We start from the raw sequence: 15,857 nt of genomic DNA on the forward strand, positions 1-15,857 counted from the left end.
TGGATCTGGAGCCTCTTCGGACTGCGCCCTTTCACTTTCACTGTGATTCCCCGCCGTTCCCCGCACGATCTTGTGTGGTTGCGGTGCGGCAGTGGTGTCTCCTCAGGCAAGGGCACGACCAGGCAGCGATAAGGCCGCGCGGCTTTCGACACTCTGTCTCCGTCTCCTGGGAGGTGCCGGCCGAGTCTGGGACCGCCAGTACGGCGACAACGATGGCCTACGCGATATGTGGTCGGTGCCGCACAGCCCTCGCGCTCGCCGCGACGTCGCTTGTTCCGTTCCCGCATCACTACCTCGCCGTATCATCCGTGTCCCTACTCGGCAGTAGCAAACCGCTGTCAGCCTATGAAGGTGGATGTTTCCGAAGTTGTGGTGACGCGGCAGGCTCTTCCCATACTCTTACAGTCCGTGCAATCTTCGTGACAGAATTCTGCGCAAGGGGGATCGGTGAGCGGGCTGCCTTTCACATACGAAGAGTTCAGTGAGTGGTTTGATGTCTATTCCAGGAAGTATCTTGAACCGGCGAAAGACTCTGCCTCGCGAGCTTTGAGTGAACACTTGGATGGAGAGCTGCCAGAAATTGAGCGAGTTCGACTAAAGGTATCGCCCGGGCGAGTAAAGGGGAAGGAGAGGGCCTGGAAGAAGCTTGAGCTTGCCAAGTATAAAGACAGGGTTAAATCTCTGGAGGAGGTTCCTGAAGTAATTGATGATCTGGTTGGTTTGAGGGTTACCTGTAATAATAAATCTGATGTTCAGCGTGTAGTCGATCTCGTAAGAGCTCTAAGGGTTTTTCAAGCGGGTCAGGAGCCCGTACTGGAGCAGCAGGATGATTCTTTTCGCGATTACCTAGAGCAGCCGAAACCAAGCGGCTATCGCGCGATTCACATAAACCTGTGTACGTCGGTGCCGGCCGGATTGAAGCGAAAGGTAATTACATGTGAACTACAGATTCGAACCCTGCTTCAAGATGGTTGGGGTGAGCTGACCCACGAGGATACGTATAAACCCGGGAGTACGCCTCCTGCACTCGTTAAAACACTGAGCCGACGGATGGCTGACCTGCTGGCTGCGGTTGACGACATTGCGCAGGATCTAAGGCAGGAGCTAGACCGTCTGTCCACGAAGGACATTGAAACTTCGCCGGAAATTCCTGTAGCCGCTTCGACCGCTGGGAGTCCGGATGTATTCGCATTTCAGCCCGCTATCCGGGATGCAGCATCGGAGTATCTTCGCAACCGTGTGACACAGCTTCAGAGGCCAATGGACCTAGCGAGCCTGGCATGGGAATTGAGCAGGAAATTCGGTCAAGAGGTGAGTCAAGGATGGTTCGGCCTCGGGAATTTTAAGAGCTTCCTCAAGGAGTCAATTCCGAACGTCAGGGTGACGGATGAGCCCCCCTCTTACGTTCTTCCTGGAGACTATCGGAGCGGTGAGACTTCCAAAGCTTCAACGCCGCCCGGGGTTCCGCCTGCGGCAATGGTCCTCAGGGATGTCGATCGATCTTTCCCGCTACTTGATTCGAATCGCTTGAATGCGGCCTATAGGCAGCTTGCTGAAGCGTCGCAAAGGATCAACTGGGCTGATGAAACAACAAACGATATTGGACGCCTCAACGAGATGACTCGTAGGGCTCGTGAGTTGAACTCGGAAGATCTTTCAATTTCGCGAACGCACCTTGACTACATCGCAAAGTCCCTTCTGTTTTCCGGCAATTTGGGCCGCCCTTTGTCGGCGGATGAGGTCAAGTCCATCTATGCGATTTGGACGATTAAGAGGCTGCGTAGTGTCGGGAGTCCAAGTAATCGTCAGGTCGGCGCAATTAAGAAATGGCTCTCGTGACCTCTGGCATATCTCCAGGTATTTCAGGTCGGCAGTGTGATTTTGGCTTGGAGCTGCTTTGGCGCGAGTGATCACGCCCCGCGAGCTCCGGCGCGTCGGGAAGTCTGTGGATTTGCCCGGTAAGGCAGGTCGTTGGGGCCGTGTTCTTCGAGGCCCGCGCCAGAGTGGCTCGATAAAATCGCGGAGCCGACCGCCCCAGCGACGATGTACCTCTTCTCTGGACACAGCCAGCTGATTGCTCAGGGCGCGGCACGGGCGCCGACCGGGCTGGAGTGGGGCGGAGACAGGAGCGCAGGCCCGGCCGGGGGCCGGGCCGCGCGCGGGGAGCGGAGCGAGCCGCCTGAACCAGTAAGGAAAGTTGTAACTCACTGGGCTGCAGGAAGTGTGGCCGGTCCCGGGAGTTGCTTGGCGGCTCGGTCCCAACTGATGGTTGGCACCTTGCCTCGGCTTGGCTGTGTGCGTCTGACAGGCGCGGGCGCGGTGCCATCAACATTGACGGTGGGCATGCGAGCATCGGGGGCATGCTCACAGGCGCACACGTGATCCTCTACTCCCAGGACGCTGAGGCCGACCGGGCCTTTATCAAAGATGTCCTCGGCTTCGCCCACGTTGATGCGGGACATGGCTGGCTGATCTTCAAGCTGCCGCCCGCCGAGGTCGCCGTGCACCCCACCGATGGCGCGCCGAAGCATGAGTTCTACCTGATGTGCGATGACCTGGACGCCGTATGCGCCCAGCTCGCAGAGCGCGGAGCGGAGCTCACCGGCGAGGTGACCGAAGAGCGGTGGGGACGCCTTACCGCCGTACGCCTCCCCAGCGGCAGTGAATTGCCCCTGTACCAGCCGCTGCACCCCATCGCGCACAGCCTCGACTGAACCGTCGCCACGGCGCCGTCTCCGCCGAGGCTGCGCCGACCCCTTCGTCTTGAGTCACGTGGACACCTCGCGTGCCCTGGGCCAGCCCACTTCCACTACATTCCGTAGGGGTATGTTCACTGGCCAAATGCTCGACCAGTGTCGTAGCGCCGGAGCCGGTACTGATCAACTGAGGTTCGCTCCTTCTGTGGCGGCACTGAGCGTGATGTGGCGGACCTTTCAGCTGAGTCTGTGTCCGGGGGTGCTTTTCGGCGTCCGCCATCAAACCCGGCGGATAGCTGCTTTAGGGCCTCAGCCCGGCTATGGCGCCTACGCCCGGACATGGGCCTCGTTCGTGTGGCTGCCGACAGCCTGGCCTCAAAGTCCCGGCGCTGCTGGGTGCGGCGGACGCGCTGCTAGAGGCGGGCGAGGAGCCGGCCGACCCCTTCCTGTGACGCTCGCTGGGATGCACGGCGGGCCCGGCTTCCGTCCTGATCAGGGCTGACCGGTGGCGGCTCAGGGATGAGGGGCTCCGCCCTGCGCTGAGAGTGACTTCCTGGGGTGGGCGACTCGGGGCCAACGGGGGCGCAAAAGGATCAGAAGCCATTTATTTCGTGACGTCAGTCACAGTGCTCTACGAATCAACCGGTGCACTTAGTAGATGAGGCATTGCGTACATCTGAGTATTTGTCCGTCTTGAGCTGGATGTGGATCCTGCGGTGTGTGTGGGGAATTCTGCCCAGCCTCCCCGCACGCCCACTGCCGTGCGCTGTAAGGCTTCTGACGCGGCGACAGCTTTTCCTCCTGTCGCTGTGTGGGGACCGGAGGCCCGCGTACGGCCCTGGCGAGGTCCTGAGATCTACGAAGCGGCGTAGTGGTGGGGCCCATTGCGTGCCTTGTAGGGCCGTTCTAAGAATGTCGACCCACAGGACGTCGCTGCAGTTCGGAACCGGTGTTCACGCCGAGTCGACCGCGCGCTGTGGCGCTCGGCGTCACCGAGTGAGTAGGAGCCCCCCACACATGAAGTCGTCCCGAATGTCTCCGAGATTCCTCGCCCTCGCTCTCGGCCTGGGTCTGGCCTCCAGTGCGCTGGCCGTGGCGGTGCCGGCGAGCGCCCAGCCCGCCGCCACCCCTTCTGATTCCGGCGATACCTCCGTGGCGGGGTACGACGGGTCGGCTGGGGAGGCTGCGAACAACAAGGCGTTCTTCGAGGCTGTGCTCAAGTCGGTCGCCGCGAAGAGCGCCGCTCAGCCCAGCGGGCAGGCGGTGACCCTCCACTACGACGCCTCCAAGGCGCCGAGCTTCCGTTCGCAGATATCGAGCGCGGCCGAGATCTGGAACAGCGCCGAGTCCAACGTGAAGCTCGAGGAGGCTTCGAGCGGTTCGAGCAGCGCCGACTTCTCCTACACCGAGGGCAACGATCCCCGCGGGTCCCACGCCTCCACCGACGGCCACGGAGGCGGCCAGATCTTCCTCGACTACACGCAGATCCAGCAGTACGACTCGATCCGCGTCGTCACCCACGAGACCGGGCACGTGCTGGGCCTGCCGGACGACTACAGCGGGCCGTGCAGTGAGCTGATGTCGGGCGGCGGCCCTGGCCCGTCCTGTACCAACCGCCAGCCGAACGCCACCGAGCGTGCGCGTGTCGATGAGCTGTGGGCCGGCGGAGGCGCGCAGGCTCCGGGTACGGGGAGCCAGTCCGGTGGCGGCTCGAGTACTGCGCCGTCGGCACCGTCCGTGGCTCCGGGTACGGGGAGCCAGTCCGGTGGCGGCCCGAGTGCTGCACCGTCGGCACCGTCCGTGGCCCCGGGCACAGGGAATCCGTCCGCTGGCGGCCCGAGCGCTGGATGGCCGTCATGGCCCGTGGGGCCGGGTCACGGTCCGTGGCGTTCGCACCACCGCACGCTCTGGAACTGATCGCGTTCCCACTCGTCGCGCGCCCAGGCGTGTTGTCGGGTGGGAACTCACTAGTCGATCTTGATGATCGCCTGACAGAAGATCGTCCGGGGTCGGCGTCAAACATCACCTGACGCCGACCCGTCAAGCATCGACTGAAACCTGGACCTCTTCGGCTGGGATGCGCCACAGCGGAGCGGCGTACTGCTCCGGCCGGCTGCTGAGCAGGAGAGCTCTCAGGTCCTGACGCTGCTTGCCGTTGAGGCCCAGGGCCTCGGTGATCCTGCGGAACGTCGTGTGTGTGATGCCTCGACCGCGGGCCTTGGCCTCGAACTGGGCGAGTTGGCGGAGTGCTGCTTCCGGGGCGAGCTTCTGTTTGGGCTGGCTGCCCAGCCAACTGGCCTTGTTTCGCTCGTAGTCGATCTCTGAATATCCGCAGACCTCGCGGCTGTATTGCTCCGCCTCGGTAAGAGTCTCGGTCGCGAGGATGGCGCGCGCGAGCTCGTTCCGGTTGAGGGCGTCGTCCAGATCCGCTTCGTGGACGGTGGGACCTTCGTCGGTGAGGGGGACTGGGAGGCCGGCGTCCCTGACCTCGCACAGCCCGCGGACTCCGCGGGCCGTGGCGGCCAGCATCGCTGTCGCCTCGGACGGGTGCCACTCCAGGACGGAGCCGATCGGTTCGACGTGCTCCGCTGTGAGTGTCAGGGTTGCCGGACCCATCCGGTCGGCCAGAACCTCGGCCGGGAGCTCTCCGTCCAAGCCGGGACCGGCGACCAAGAGCCGTACGGGCGCGTCGACTTGGCAGCATGCGGCCAACGTGAGGGCATCACCCAGTGGGCTGCGCAGGGTGGGCTCGTCACCCTGGGCGAGGATGTCGCCGCCCACGTCCAGGAGGTCGATCGACTCGGGAGCCAGGTGCTCGATGAGTTCTTCGAGCTGACGTGTGATGCCTTCGGCGCCCTGCTGGGGATCGATCAGGGCGAAGGCCTGGGGGAGTTCGGCTGCCAGTCGGGGGAGCGTAGAGCCCGCTGGTGCGACCGGCCTTGCGTCGGCCGGGACGGTCCAGACGCTTCGCGTGAGGGGCCGTAGACCAGTGAAGTTCGCTGGCCCTCGCGGTCCTGGCACCGGATCGATCAGGAGACGGTCCCACGCGTACGTGAGGATCACCGCCGGACTCTCTCCACCCCCATAGAGGGCGGCGTCGAGCATTGCGGCGGCGACTGCGTCGCCCCCTCCTCCTGCTGCCACGGTCAAGCGGGTCACCCGCGTCAGCGTACGGGGTCCGCTGCTGGCCACTCACCCTATAGTGGCTACTGGTAATAGCCACTTAGGGAGGGGTTCCGATGCCGCAGATCGAAGAGACCCAGCCCAAGTACCTCCAGATCGCACACCACATCCGCGATCAGATCTTGCGAGGCGACTTGAGGCCTGGTGATGAGGTTCCGTCGGAGCGTCAACTGGCCGCCGACTGGAGCGTTTCACGCCCCACGGCGGCGAGGTCGCTGGAAGCCCTCAGCCACCAGGGGCTGGTGGAGAAGCGTCAGGGCTCGGGCACCTACGTGCGCGGTCTCGCGGTGAACCGGCGTGCCCGGGAGCTCTACGGCCGCGCCAAGCAGACCGGCAAGATCTACACGCCGGGTGAGTACGCGGTGATCACCTCCGCCGGTTGGCTGGAGGCCCCCGACTATGTGGCTGAGGCGCTGAGTCTGACGGGTGGAGCCCGAGCTGTTCATCGTCGTCGTGTGACCAAGAACGAGTCGGGGCCCATCACCATCTCCACCTCGTGGTTCGGCGCTGATGTCGGTGAGCGGGCCCCCAAGCTCTGTGATCCTGACCGGATTCAGGAGGGGACGCTCATGTACGTCGAGAGTGCCACGGGGCGCCAAGGGAGCTACGCCGAAGATCGGATGTGCGCTCGGCTGGCCACCGAGGACGAGGCCGCTGACCTCGAACTTGAGTCCGGTGCGGCTGTCTTGATCGTCCATCACGTGGTCTATGACATGCAGGATCGGCCTCTCGAGTTCGCCGAGGCCACGTACCCGCCTGGGCGTTGGGCCTTCGAGCAGGGCTACCCGATCAGCTAGAAAGTCGCGCTTCTCTCGGTGAACCGCTTGTGGCTTCGAGTGGCTAATGCCACTATCCAGTAAGTGGCTAAGGCCACTTGACCGGAAGGGGCATGGGCGTGAGCCAGGAGTGCGGGGAGTTACGGCACGTCTCGCGGGATGCGGTCTGCCGTGGGTGCCGGGGGCGAGGCTGGAAGCGCGTGAGCTCCCGCTCCGCCCTGGCGCTCTCCGTCGCTGACGCTCGCGCCCGTGCTACGTCCAAGCGGCGCTGTCTCGACTGTGACGGCACCGGTAGGGAGTAGTGGCGCTCATGGCGGATCCGCGTGAAGAGTCCAAAACCGCGGTAGGCGGAGCATCGCCGATCGGGGGGATGACCCTCTATCCCGTGCCCGAGTCAGTCGCTCGGGCGAGGCGATGGTTCCGGAAGTTCACCGCCCCGTACAACCTGGCCTGCCCGATCGACGACTGTGTCCTGATGCTCTCCGAGCTGGTGACGAACGCGGTTCTCTACGGGGAGGCCGAAGAGCCGTGGCGCGTTCGAGTGGAGTGGTCGCGCCTGGGGGAGGCCCTGCGGGTCGACGTCCACAATCCTGGGTTCCCGGCGGACGTTCGACTGCGAACCCCCGCCGCCAACGACGCGCATGGCAGGGGTCTCTGCCTGGTGGACGCGCTTGCGGACTCCTGGGCAGCCGGCCCCAGCCGCTTCGGTGGAACCGTCGTGTGGTTCCAGATCGATGAAGCCTGGAAGCCGTGAAGCCGTTCCGAGGCAGTAGTGCCGCCGAGTCCGCAGCGATGTCGGACCGCCCAGTCCCCAATCCGGTGGTCGAACGCAGGAGCGCCGATTGCTGAGGTGGCACTTCGTGTCGGTAACTCGCCTGAAGTGATTCACCGGCGCTATCACGGTTGCATCGGTGGCCAGGAGGGAGCCGCCAACGTGAAGATCGCAAAGACCCTAGAAGTAGAGGGGGATAGCTCGAGTAGGGGCTGCCGAGGAGGAAACCACCGCATCGGCACGTGGTGTGCAGACTCAGATGGGCCAGCGGTCTTCGATCCAAGCGTTCTATGCTCCGCCGAGGACGAGTTGGGGGAGGATGGTCCGGATGAGTGGCGACTCGGGGGACGGTCCAAGAAGACACGCACGAGGACTACAGCGACCACGGTTGGGACCGGGGCCGTTGAGGGAGCTGAAAGATCTTCTCTACGAGCTGTACGTGGCGGCAGGCGCGCCTTCTCTCGATGCCATCGCTTCTGCAGTAGCAGACGACGATCACCTTGCCGCAGCGCCGGGTCGAGACTCTATCCGTCGTTCCATCAGCGAACCGGACCTTCCAGCCCGTCAGGTCGACGTCGTGTCGACCGCCATCGTGCTTGCCCGTATGGCGGCCTGGGACGCCGATGATGTGGCGGCACGTGTGCGCAGCTTGTGGGTCAAGGCTCGTATGGCAGTTCCCGCCGGCAGGCCGCTTGCCGAAATCTCAGATCCATTCGCCCTTCAAGTGCATCGGGCATTCGATCCCGGCCTCGTGGCTGACGGTGCAGGCGTATCAGCTCTGCCCGTCTATGTCATTCGCGATCACGACATTGTGCTGCGGCAGACGGTTGCAGATGCTGTTGGCGGGGTGAGCCAGCTGGTGGTGCTCGTAGGAGAATCGTGTACAGGCAAGACTCGGGCGTGCTGGGAAGCGATTAGGCAACTGCCCAGCAGTTGGCGACTTTGGCACCCTTTTGCCCCTACCCGCACTGAGGCCGTTCTGGAGGGAATTTCGCAGGTCGGACCTCGGACCGTGGTCTGGCTCGACGAAACTCAGGAGTACCTGAGCACATCATCTGACCACGGTGAGCGAGTTGCGGCTGAACTGCGTTCCCTGCTCTACGACCACAGCAGGGCACCAGTATTGATTCTGGGCACTGTCTGGCCCTCGCATCTTGCCGCTCTGAGTGCCCAACCTTCTATCCGCAGCGCGAATGACTCCCATGCCCAAGCCCGCGCCTTGCTAGACGGCCACACCGTGCACGTGCCCTCCGCGTTCACCGAGACTGATCTGGTGACTCTCGCGAATTTGGCTGAGAGCGACCCTCGGCTCGCGCAAGCTGTAGAACAGGCTAGTCAGGGCAGGGTCGTCCAATTTTTAGCGGGTGCACATGAGTTGTTGCGTCGGTGGGACCAGCATGTTGCTAGCGGCTTGGGAAGGTTGCGTGGCGCGGGGCGGCCGCTCGCAGGTTTGGGCAGCGACGCTCCAAGTAGGTCGGACCTGCTGGGCGACGGCGCAGATGCCGCTGTGCTCGCTGAATTGATCGGAGCGCGCGGCACACAACCTCCACTTGCGATTGCCCTACTGGGCGCTTGGGGGGCGGGAAAATCGAGCCTGATGTTGCAGATTGCCTCCCACGTACAGCAACTTGCCGACCAATCGCTCGGCAATGACAGCGCATTCAATGCGCATGTGCGCCAGGTGAGTTTCAACGCCTGGCACTACTGCGACGGCGAGGTGTGGACTGGCATGATCGAACACCTCTTCCGAGAACTGCGCACCCCTGACTCAATCTCGGCGACGACCGCAGGCGGTGAACAGGCTGAACGCCACCGACTGAGGGAGCGCCGGGGAGAACTTGCGGACGAGGAAGACAGACTCGATCGTCTGTTGGACCAGTCTCGAGGAACCCCCGCGCGGTCAGTGGGCGGCTGGGGCAGTCCGCGCGCCGTGGCCAGACTGGCGGCGGAGGTTGGTAAGAGCCTGGCGCGTGATGCTCGCGCCCGGGTGGTGGTCGTTGCCAGCTGGGTTGCAGTTCTCGTGGCGATCGCGCTCCTAATGCGCTGGAGCCAACCGATGTGGGCGTCTCTGGGAGGTCTGCTTGGTATCGTCGCGACCCCGGTTGCTGTGGCTCTCGCACGACTGCGGCACTGGCGGGCCGAAGCGGAAAGAACTGCCAAGAGCTTGCGAACGACTGCTGAGCAGCGTCGTGAGGTACTCAAGGCCGAGGCCGCTGTTCTCAACGGGCGGCTTGCCGAGATCGATGCAGCCCATCGACTCGAGCAACTCATTAACGACCGTGCCGGACCGAGCGGCTACCGCCAGCGCCGAGGGCTTCTGGGCGAGGTGCACCGCGATTTGGCGCAGCTTGGAGAAGATCTAGACGCTGCACACCGTCAGTGGCGTGACGCTCCCACGGGCGAGCCTCCGCTCCAACGGATTGTGCTCTACGTAGATGATTTGGACAGATGCCCGCCCGCGCGGGTCGTTGAGGTTCTTGAGGCTGTTCATCTCATGTTGTCGCTCCCGCTGTTCGTTGTGGTCGTTGCAGTTGACCCGCGCTGGTTGCTCCGCGCACTCCGCGCCCACCATCGAGAGTATTTCGGTACCGATGACGGTGATGAAGGCGATGACCTTGCCACTCCGTTGAATTACTTGGACAAGATCTTCCAGATTCCTTTCGCCGTCGCAGCTTTCAACAGTGAAACTGCTCGCACATACGCTCGGCAACTCCTCTCGGCCCACACCGACGATGAAGCTGCTGGCGAGGATCGAGAGCCGACACCGCCCCAAGCACCTATGTCAACAGGGGATGACAACGCATCGTCGGATCCGGAAGGCTACTCGACTCAATTGCTGGACGAATTGGGACCGATCGTCGCCGAGCAGAGCCAGCCAGGGCTTGACCTGCAACCGGTCAGCCTGCGGCTGAGGCGTGAAGAAGCTGAGCTGCTTGCCTCCTTTGCTGGGCTCACTCCGACACCACGCGCAGCGAAGAAGCTCACCAACCTGTACCGGCTGATCCGAATCGGAATCCCCGATGACGATCTGCCTAAATTCACTGGTCCCCACTCAGAGACAGGCCGCCCTCCAGATTTCTCAGCGGTGCAGGTCCTCCTACTCGTCCTCGTATCAGCCCCTGAATATGCTCGCACTTTCTACGCGCGCGTTCTCGATCACGACGGCGGTGCAAATAGTCTGGTCAGCCTTCTCCGTGAGGGGCTTCCTTCCGATATTGAGGTACCTGCAAGCCGCCGTTTCCGGCACGGCCTTGCCGATCTCCTGGATGGGCCGATCAGTAGTCTTACGGCGGAACAGCAGGAACTCATTCCACCGGACTTGGTTGCTTACCGATCCTGGATCCCACGCCTATCGCGATTCAGTTTCTACACCCACTCTCCTGGTACCGCCCCCAACCACTAAAGGTGGAGCGGCCTATAATGCTGGAGGGCTCTGGAGCTGGAGTCGATCCTTCCGGGCCTCACAGCAAACGTGAACGTCTGGGGTGACGGCGTGGTGCGCCTTGGCAGCGTCCAGCCCGAAGCGGCTCTGGTACTGGCCGAGCTGATTACGCTGGGTGGTCGAGCGCACCATGTCCTGGCTCGGCGGATGCCGTCGGCTCCACCGACGCTACGAACGCAAGCCCGAGCACTTCCTGGCCTTCACCGCCATCGCCACCAGCCTCATCAATCACCGCCGACTCACCAAGTGAAACGACGTCTAAATCGGGCCGCGGCGGAGAAGCCGATACAGACCGAGACTCTGCCGTATGAAGCAAGGCGGGCGGCCCGCCCCAACACGTCGGCTTCCTGACCACTTTGCCTCAGAGGCAGGTCGCTCGCGGTTCGAGCAGGCTCCCACTACCGGCCAGCGTGGCACCGTACGCCACCGCTCCCCGGACGGCTTATGCGCTGGGCTCTCTGCTGTGCAGGGTGCCTCGCCGAGTCGTGGTCTGCTCTCGGCGGGACGGGCGCCCCAGCGCCGCAGCCCGGACGAAGCGGCAGACCAGCACGCGCGGTGAGGCTGGCCTCCTTGCGCAGGTCATCAGAGAGAAGCCGTCAGCTGGGGAAGCTACCGTGATTCGCGGCCGGGTTGGTTGCTGACCTGGTCGAACGCCTGGACTGCGGCGTCGTCGGCGGTGCCTCCGTCGCCCGTGATTCCCCGCTGTTCCCCGCTCGAACTAATGCGGCTGTGGTGCGAGGCGGAATGACTGCGCCTAACGGTCGATCAGTGGCAGGCCCGTTGTCAGAGCCTATGGATATGGTCTCAGCGCGCGATCGGCTTCCAGGGGTCCAACTACCGGGCCTGGTCACCCCGGGGCAGCGACGAGACAATGAACCGCTCACCGCCATACACGGACTCATAATGGACGTCGATCGCCAGACGACTGCTGACGAGGTCCCAGAAACGTTCTAGTCGGTCCGGGACGTCGGAGTCGTACCGTACGAGAAAAGTCTGCTCACCATTGAGGACCACAGCCCCCTGCCGCAGCGAATACGTCATGGGCCAGTCCGAGGCCGCGAAGATTCGGCTCTTGACGTCGCGGTCCCACCTGCCCACGACCTCACCGTTCAGCCTGACCACTGTGTCCGTGACAATGGCAGGACCGAGCCCGGCGTTGATCACCTGGAGCCCAACCCTGCCGTCCTCGTGGATGCGCCGTATCTGCAAGATGGGCCGGACCGACTGCCGGTTGTGCAGACGGGTTGCCCTGCCTTGCGAATGGGAGACCCAGAGCGAGCCGAGCGCTATCACCGTCGCCGCAACGGCAATGACCGTTTCCGCACGCATACAACTCCCCTGCACCGGCCTTCACGACATCGGTGATTCTGCCCGGCTCGCATCTGCACAACCGGTGCCTCGTCAACAGCGCGCCGAATCCAGGGCAATGCCCCAGCAGTCCGCAGCTCACCGTTCTCGGAACGCCTACTACGAGCCTCCCTGTGCCCGGCCCCGCCACAATCGCCGTCCGCCGGCAGCTCCCCGGATGCAGGGGCGCCCGAAGAGTGGTCCTTCTTGCTCAAGCAGCGTCGGTTTTCAAGACCGCCCAAAAGGCATGAGCCAAGGCACAGTGACCAGGTTGTTCGCTGTCTCCAGCTGGCTGCGTGGGCGAATCTGGCGAGAGGATGGCCGCGCGAGGGCCGCTACGACTCCCAATGTCGGCGACGGCTGAAAAGTGGTTCTGGATCACTTTCAGTGCAGGAGCCACGGAGGGTCACCGAACCCGTGATCATGAACGGCCGTGGGTGACGTCTTCCTTGAGGGCCTGTGGTTTCACCGGGTCGATGGTATTCGGATCGAAAACGTAGTGGTGGAAGGCGAGTTGGTGGTTGTGCGGGCCCGGGCGACTGCGGAGCGGGCCGGGTGTTCTGGCTGCGGGGTGAGGTCCGCGCGGGTGCACAGCCGGTATGTACGCCGCCTTGCGGACAGTGCGGTCGGGCACCGCCGGGTGGTGATCGAGTTACAGGTCCGTCGGTTCCGCTGCGGTGAGGGCGCGTGTCCGCAGGGGACCTTCGCAGAGCAGGTCAGCGGGCTGACCTTCCGCTATGGTCGGCGCAGTGCCGGTCTGCAGGTGGTGTTGGAGAAACTGGCGCTGATGCTGGCCGGCCGGGCGGGGGCCCGGCTGGTGGACACGCTCGCGGTTCCGGCGAGCCGTTCCACGCTGCTGCGCCTGATACGGGCGCTGCCCGAACCGGCACCGCACACGCCGAGGGTGCTCGGGGTGGACGAGTTCGCGCTGCGCAAGGGGCATGTTTATGCCACCGTGCTGGTGGATGTCGAGACCAGGCGCCCGGTGGATCTGTTGCCCGACCGGAACGTGTCGACGGTGGCCAAGTGGCTGGCCGACCATCCCGGTGTCGAGGTGATCTGCCGCGACCGTTCCCTCGCCTTCGCCGAGGCCGGACGGCTCGGCGCCCCCAACGCCATCCAGGTCGCGGACCGGTGGCACATCTGGAAGAACCTCGCCGAGGCCGCGGAGAAGGCCGTCGTCCGCCACCGTGCCCTGCTGCGCGAACCGCAGGAGAACAGCTCCCAGGCCGTCGCGGTCCCGGACGTGGCAGAGCCAGCACCCGGCGCTGCGGCCGGGCCTCGGCGGTCCGGCCGTCTCTCTGACCGGGTCCGCAATCAGCACGAGGCCGTCCACGACCTACTTGGTCAGGGCATCGGACTGCGCGTTATCGCCCGGCAGTTGGGACTGGCACGTAATACCGTCCGCCGCCTCGCCCACGCGGCGACCGCGGATGAACTCCTCGTCGGACGGTGGACGGGCCGCACGAGCATCCTCGATGCCTACAAGCCTTACCTGCACCAACGGTGGAGCGAGGGCTGCACCACGGCCCGCGGTCTGTTCGAGGAGCTCCGCGAGCGCGGATACGAAGGCGGCGAGAGCGTCGTCAAGGAGTACGTGCGAAAGCTCCGCGAAGCCTTCCCTCACGACGATCCGCCCCGCAGGAATCCCTGGGTGCGGGACGTGACCAGCTGGATCACCCGGCACCCCGACCGCCTCGACGACGACCAGGCCCAGCAACTCAAAGCCGTCCTGGCCCGCTGCCCGGAGCTGGAGCAGACCGCCCAACACATCCGGGCGTTCGCCGAGTTGATGAACAACCGGGAAGGCCGGCACCTCGGCCAGTGGATCGACCGCGTCCAGGCCGACGACCTGCCCGCCCTGCACAGTTTCGTCAACGGTCTCGGCCAGGACCTCGACGCCGTCGTTGCTGGCCTGAGCCTGCGCTACAGCTCCGGCGCTGTCCAAGGCCACAACAACAAGATCAAGATGCTGAAGCGCCAGATGTTCGGCCGCGCCAACTTCGACCTCCTGCGCAAGCGTGTCCTCCTCGCGGCATGAGGCCGTTCATGATCACGGGTTCGGTGACCCTCCGTGGCTCCTGCACTGAAAGTGATCCAGAACCACAATTCAAGCGTCGCCGACAGGCGCCCCCGGCCGGAAGCTGAGGAGCCGGCCCCGGGCCCCGCCCGGGACTCCCGTACCGGCGCGGGCCCGGCGGCCGCTGTATGTCCGCTGTACGGGCCGGTCTATGGCGCGTGCGTACCGTCTGCCGAAAGGAGGAGGGGAACTCATGATGCCGTCATTGAGCAAGGTCGCCGACCGGGTGCTCGAGCGTTTCGTGCCGAAGGCGTCCGCGTCCGCGGACACCAGCTGGTGGGAGTACTGCTACTGCACCGCCGACTGGCGCAAGATCTACCGCCTGTGTCACGTGGTGGGCGGACGGACCTCGTGCGGAAAGTGCGAGAACGTCCGCTACATCGGCTGCTGACAGAACACGAGTGCGGGGCGGGCGGCGCTGGCACGCGTCCGGGCCGTCCGCTCCCGTGCCCCACATACGAGGACTTCGCGCATGACCTACGTTGCTTTCGCATGCCGGATTCTCTTGTTCGGTGTCTTTCTGCTGGCGCTCGCCGGAAAGGTGCGCAGCAGGACCGCCTTCGCCTCGTTCGCCCGGTCGATCACTGACCTGCGGCTCTTTCCCCGGAAGGTGTCGAGGGCGGCGGCCGCTGCGGTGATCGCCGGAGAAGTCGCGGTACTTCTGCTGCTCGTGCCCCCGCGAACGGCGCCCCTGGGGCTGGCGGCCGCGGTGCTCCTGCTGCTCGCCTTCACCGCGGGCATCGTGGTGGCACTGCGCGGCGGACGCCGCGCCCCGTGCCGTTGCTTCGGAGCATCGGCCACTCCGCTGGGACCGCTGCACGTGGTCCGCAACCTGATCCTGGCCGGAACGGGCGCGGCCGGCTTCGCGGTGATGACCGCGCTGCCCGCTGCCGGATGGCCGGCTCACGCCGGCGGCGGCGCGGTCGCGGCGGTCGCGGCGATCGTCGCGGCCCTGCTGGTCGCCCGGCTCGACGACCTGGCCGCCCTCTTCCGCACCGGCCGGCCAGCCCCGGTCGCCGCCCGTCCACGCGCCGTCCACAAGTGAGGTCCCCTTCATGCCTTTTCTGATTGCCGCCGTCGTCCTGGTCGGTGTGCTGTGCCTGTTCGACCTGCTCCTCACCTTCGCGGTGCTGCGCCGGCTGCGCGAGCACACCGCGGAACTCGAACGGCTGGCGGGTCGGCCCGGCTTCTCCTCGTACGACCCGGGCATGCTGGTGGGCCACCGGCTTCCGGAAGCCGCCCGGGCATCCGGCGCCACCCTCGTGGCCTTCTTCGACGCGCAGTGCGACACCTGCCACGACCACGCGCCGAAGTTCGCCGTCCGGGCCCGCCGGTACGGGGCGCTGGCGGTGGTGTCGGGCGACGGGGCGCGCGCCGACGAGCTGGTCGCCGCGGTGGGTCCGGACGCGGCGGTGATCCGGGGTGAGGACGCCCACGCCGTGGCCGACGACATGGGCATCCAGGCCTTCCCCACCTTCGTCCTGGTCGACGGGGAGGGCTCCGTGGTGCAGGCGTCCACCGAGCTGGCCGAGCTGCCCGAGCCGGCCCCGGCGGCGTGAGC

11 protein-coding genes and 2 pseudogenes are annotated in these 15,857 nt (G+C 64.9%); 11 read left to right on the forward strand and 2 right to left on the reverse strand.

What is annotated here, in order from left to right:
* Positions 1 to 447 precede the first annotated feature (447 nt).
* The 3 genes and pseudogenes from ACSYGO_RS31005 to snpA form a co-directional block, all read left to right on the forward strand.
* Positions 448 to 1,839 carry a GTP pyrophosphokinase gene (locus ACSYGO_RS31005; RefSeq protein ID WP_460388434.1) on the forward strand — a complete coding sequence of 464 codons (1,392 nt, stop codon included), beginning with the start codon at positions 448 to 450 and terminating at the stop codon, positions 1,837 to 1,839.
* 521 nt (positions 1,840 to 2,360) lie between these two features.
* Positions 2,361 to 2,714 carry a VOC family protein gene (locus ACSYGO_RS31010; RefSeq protein WP_460388436.1) on the forward strand — a complete coding sequence of 118 codons (354 nt, stop codon included), beginning with the start codon at positions 2,361 to 2,363 and terminating at the stop codon, positions 2,712 to 2,714.
* A gap of 999 nt (positions 2,715 to 3,713) precedes the next feature.
* A pseudogene (gene snpA, locus ACSYGO_RS31015) lies at positions 3,714 to 4,376 on the forward strand (snapalysin); the annotation flags it as partial.
* A gap of 360 nt (positions 4,377 to 4,736) precedes the next feature.
* Here snpA and ACSYGO_RS31020 read toward each other — a convergent pair.
* A complete protein-coding gene (locus ACSYGO_RS31020; protein ID WP_460388438.1) occupies positions 4,737 to 5,855 on the reverse strand; it encodes a DUF1152 domain-containing protein in 1,119 nt (372 codons plus the stop codon).
* A gap of 80 nt (positions 5,856 to 5,935) precedes the next feature.
* Here ACSYGO_RS31020 and ACSYGO_RS31025 point away from each other — a divergent pair, with 80 nt between their 5' ends.
* The 4 genes and pseudogenes from ACSYGO_RS31025 to ACSYGO_RS31040 all read left to right on the forward strand — a co-directional run.
* Entirely contained in the window at positions 5,936 to 6,676 is a 741-nt protein-coding gene (locus ACSYGO_RS31025; protein ID WP_460388440.1) for a GntR family transcriptional regulator, read from the forward strand.
* Between the two features lie 289 nt (positions 6,677 to 6,965).
* Complete coding sequence (locus ACSYGO_RS31030; protein WP_460388442.1) at positions 6,966 to 7,409, forward strand: ATP-binding protein; 444 nt, start codon at positions 6,966 to 6,968, stop codon at positions 7,407 to 7,409.
* 421 nt (positions 7,410 to 7,830) lie between these two features.
* Positions 7,831 to 10,830 carry a P-loop NTPase fold protein gene (locus ACSYGO_RS31035; protein WP_460388444.1) on the forward strand — a complete coding sequence of 1,000 codons (3,000 nt, stop codon included), beginning with the start codon at positions 7,831 to 7,833 and terminating at the stop codon, positions 10,828 to 10,830.
* 148 nt (positions 10,831 to 10,978) lie between these two features.
* Positions 10,979 to 11,119: pseudogene (locus ACSYGO_RS31040) on the forward strand (transposase); the annotation flags it as partial.
* Positions 11,120 to 11,703: 584 nt separating this feature from the next.
* Here the strand turns inward: ACSYGO_RS31040 and ACSYGO_RS31045 are convergent.
* Positions 11,704 to 12,198, reverse strand: a complete 495-nt coding sequence (locus ACSYGO_RS31045; protein ID WP_460388446.1) for a hypothetical protein — start codon at positions 12,196 to 12,198, stop codon at positions 11,704 to 11,706.
* Between the two features lie 451 nt (positions 12,199 to 12,649).
* Here ACSYGO_RS31045 and ACSYGO_RS31050 point away from each other — a divergent pair, with 451 nt between their 5' ends.
* The 4 genes from ACSYGO_RS31050 to ACSYGO_RS31065 all read left to right on the forward strand — a co-directional run bounded on the left by ACSYGO_RS31050 (position 12,650) and on the right by ACSYGO_RS31065 (position 15,855).
* On the forward strand, positions 12,650 to 14,257 hold the full coding sequence (locus ACSYGO_RS31050; RefSeq protein ID WP_460388448.1) for an ISL3 family transposase: 1,608 nt from the start codon (positions 12,650 to 12,652) through the stop codon (positions 14,255 to 14,257).
* A gap of 232 nt (positions 14,258 to 14,489) precedes the next feature.
* Positions 14,490 to 14,687, forward strand: coding sequence for a hypothetical protein (locus ACSYGO_RS31055; protein WP_031104392.1), 198 nt, complete (start codon positions 14,490 to 14,492; stop codon positions 14,685 to 14,687).
* An 81-nt stretch (positions 14,688 to 14,768) separates the two neighbouring features.
* Positions 14,769 to 15,341, forward strand: coding sequence for a MauE/DoxX family redox-associated membrane protein (locus tag ACSYGO_RS31060; RefSeq protein WP_051853465.1), 573 nt, complete (start codon positions 14,769 to 14,771; stop codon positions 15,339 to 15,341).
* Positions 15,342 to 15,351: 10 nt separating this feature from the next.
* Positions 15,352 to 15,855 carry a TlpA family protein disulfide reductase gene (locus ACSYGO_RS31065; protein WP_031104389.1) on the forward strand — a complete coding sequence of 168 codons (504 nt, stop codon included), beginning with the start codon at positions 15,352 to 15,354 and terminating at the stop codon, positions 15,853 to 15,855.
* The last annotated feature ends 2 nt before the right edge of the window (positions 15,856 to 15,857 follow it).

It is taken from the genome of Streptomyces krungchingensis, assembly GCF_054729265.1.

Bases quoted from the DNA above. Each gene is read 5' to 3' on its own strand.
- ACSYGO_RS31010 (WP_460388436.1), top strand. From the start codon at position 2,361: ATGCTCACAGGCGCACACGTGATCCTCTACTCCCAGGACGCTGAGGCC.
- ACSYGO_RS31025 (WP_460388440.1), top strand. From the start codon at position 5,936: ATGCCGCAGATCGAAGAGACCCAGCCCAAGTACCTCCAGATCGCACAC.
- ACSYGO_RS31030 (WP_460388442.1), top strand. From the start codon at position 6,966: ATGGCGGATCCGCGTGAAGAGTCCAAAACCGCGGTAGGCGGAGCATCG.
- ACSYGO_RS31045 (WP_460388446.1), bottom strand. From the start codon at position 12,198: ATGCGTGCGGAAACGGTCATTGCCGTTGCGGCGACGGTGATAGCGCTC.
- ACSYGO_RS31055 (WP_031104392.1), top strand. From the start codon at position 14,490: ATGATGCCGTCATTGAGCAAGGTCGCCGACCGGGTGCTCGAGCGTTTC.
- ACSYGO_RS31060 (WP_051853465.1), top strand. From the start codon at position 14,769: ATGACCTACGTTGCTTTCGCATGCCGGATTCTCTTGTTCGGTGTCTTT.
- ACSYGO_RS31065 (WP_031104389.1), top strand. From the start codon at position 15,352: ATGCCTTTTCTGATTGCCGCCGTCGTCCTGGTCGGTGTGCTGTGCCTG.